This is a genomic window from Ignavibacteriota bacterium, assembly GCA_016218045.1.
Classification (GTDB): domain Bacteria; phylum Bacteroidota; class Ignavibacteria; order SZUA-365; family SZUA-365; genus JACRFB01.
Map to the genome: position 1 here is coordinate 1 of JACRFB010000047.1, position 2,943 is coordinate 2,943.

The following is a 2,943-nucleotide window of genomic DNA, read 5'->3' on the forward strand; positions in this document are numbered from 1 at the left end:
AGGGCGTCGTGGATGCGCAGCGTTGCCGTTGATTGTACGGGAAGTGCGAAGGTGATATCCGTGTATGACGTGAAGGGCTGGGGACTGTTCCCGGCGATGACGGGATGTGTCGGTCTGCTGGTGCTTATCGGCTGATCGACACCGACGGCGTTGTTGGTTGTGAAGGTCCGCGTTTCGGAGTTTGCACTGTAGGTTCCGTAGGACCACGTGAAACGCACCCTCCAGTAGTATTTCTTGTTCTGCTCGAGTTGAAGCACCTTCTCCGCCGCGTCCCCCCGCTTCGTTGAGAATCGGTCATGATAATTCGTTCCAAATCCAGAATCCGGGTCAACCTCCAGCAGCGCGGATTCGAACCACTGAAACGGAGTTTGCCACTGGAACCACACGGCGTTTGGCGCAATGACTGCGCCGTTCGGCGGATAACGAAGGATGGGCTGCCCGGAGTATGCGGAAGTGGTAAAATGCCAGATCGGAGACCAGGGACTGGAGCCGCTCGAATTGTGCGCGCGCACACGCCAGTAAAAGGTAGCGTTGGTTGGGAGTTGATTCAGAATGACGTACGACTGCCGAAGCGAATCGAGACGGGTTACGTTCGCCTGCATGAGCGGATCGTTGGAGATCTCAATGGTGCTTGTATCTGTCCAATTCATCAATTCCCAGGAGAGACGCAGCGAGGAAAATAGCGAATCCGCCCCATCGGGCGGGAAGAGCAAATCTGGCGTGAGTGGCGGGCCTGGTTTCGTCTCGAAGGACCACGTCTCTGAGAAGGGACCCGTGCCACTTGTCCACAGACAGCGTACCTTCCAGTAATATCGGACATTCGACTCCAGATTTCGGAAGGCGATGGAATCGCCGGTGGAAGAGGTAGTCTGCGAGACCAGGCCGCTTGTGAAGGTCGAATCGATGGAGAGATAGGTATTGACGGCGCGTCTCCATTTTTTGGGAGCAGTCCAGCGCACATATATTCCATTCGAAAAGACGGTTGCGCCGTGTACCGGGTACACAAGTGTCGGAGCTCCGGTGTAGGGCGCTGTTGTGAACCGCCAGACGGGTGACCAAGGTCCTGTACCGTCGGGATTTGTCGCCCGGACGCGCCAGTAATATGTACGTTCAACAGGATCGGGATGAAACAGATACTCTGTTCCGGGGAGATTATCGGCTTTGGCAGCTATCGACGTCATGGAGGAATCGAACGCAACGTCGATGGCGTATGTACGGCCATCGGGCTCCTGGTTCCAACGAAAAAGAATTCCAGCGGCGAGTGAGTCCGAACCGTCGGGCGGGAAGGACAGCGAGGGTGCCCGCGGTGGCATGGGTGTTCTGATCGTGAATGATCGTATCGGCGACCACGGTCCCGTCTCGGAGTCGTACATGCCTGCGACACGCCAGTAGACGCGCATCCCCGCTTTCAGATTATTCACTAGGAACACAGTGTCCCTGAGTTCTTTTTCATCGAGAAAGGGAGATCCGCCGAGTGAGTCCGTCGAGCATTGCACGTGGTAGCCCGACAAAGGCCAGGTGTTTGTCCAGCGCAGTTTTGGCGGTGCGTCCACGATGGCACCGTCGGCGGGAACCAACTGTATAGGAGGGGCCTTGGAACGTACCGTGAGATCCTCGTTACTCACATACACGCCGCCGGAACGATCCCATGCGGACATTGCGGGGACGTGGGGTGCGCATCCGACATACACCACGCCCGATGGCGCAAAAACCGCCGTTGACACCCTTCGTCCGGAAAATGCGCCTCCCATGTCCAACCATCTGCGTCCTGCATCTGGTGAAAAATGAATGCCCGATTCGAGACCGATGAAGATAAACTCGTCGGTGGTGGCCAGCGAGCGGATCTGACGGGTGTACCCATACGACATCTCCGTCCAGTACGAACCGCCCGAACCGAGCCGCATGAGTCGCGGACCGCCGTTCTGGAGCTGCACTCCGTAGCCGCTCCCGATTTTTCCGACGGCAATCAAGGATACCGGCAGCGGTCCGAACGACTGGGCAATACCGCGCCACTGCAGACCGGCGTCTTCAGAGAAGAGAAGTCCCGGATTCGCGGCCAGTGCCACGGTGTCGCTTTCCGGACGGTGAGAAAGTGCAATTGCCTGCGTACTGCCGCCGAGCGACATACGCGTCCATGTAGCGCCGATGTCGGTCGAGCGGTACACCATCCCCGTCCCACCGACGAGTATGGTGCCGTCGGTCATCACCGCAAGAGCACGGCAATCGCCCATGTCCGTCGGTGCCAGGGCGAACGGTACGTACGAGAGTCCCGTGTCGCGAGAGACGTAGAGACCGCGCGAACGCCCCGCGGCAAAGAGCAGTCCGCCGGGGTGGGGCTGTATTGCGGAGAAAGAGACTCCTGACTCTGGTATTGTTCTCGCTGGCGACCATCTTCGCCCGGCGAGGTCGAGTCGCGCAACACCATCATTCTCGGTTGCCGCATGGAGATGCCCCCACGGATCGAGGCACAGCGTGATGACCTCCGCGACATACCCCGAATCGTTCAGCGGCCCGCCGAGATATTCCCAGGTGGGTTGGGCCTGCAGCATTGATGATGGGCAAAGAAGCAGGAAACCGAGAACAAGCACATGTCTGAAGTGCAACATGTCAACCTCCATCCCGATGGGAACACGAGTGCCGTAGCGACCGGAAAAATAAAACATGGTATCTCGCCCTCTCACCGCAGCATCAGCATCACGCGCTGCGCACTGCCCGCGGGTGTGTCGAGCCGCGCGGTGTATACTCCGGCCGGCAGTCCCCCTGCATCGAAGCGGGCGTGATGTGAGCCCGCCTCGCACACGCCGTCGACAAGTGTGGCGACGAGACGGCCGAGGGCGTCGTGGATGCGCAGCGTTGCCGTTGATTGTACGGGAAGTGCGAAGGTGATATCCGTGTATGACGTGAAGGGCTGGGGACTGTTCCCGGCGATGACGGGATGTGTCG

Annotated in this window: 2 protein-coding genes; both read right to left on the reverse strand. The window is 59.0% G+C overall.

Going from position 1 to position 2,943, the window contains the following annotated elements:
• On the reverse strand, positions 1–2,606 hold a 2,606-nt coding region (locus tag HY962_12880; GenBank protein ID MBI5647816.1), incomplete at its 3' end, for a hypothetical protein.
• 71 nt (positions 2,607–2,677) lie between these two features.
• A partial coding sequence (locus HY962_12885) for a T9SS type A sorting domain-containing protein (protein ID MBI5647817.1) occupies positions 2,678–2,943 on the reverse strand: 266 nt, incomplete at its 5' end.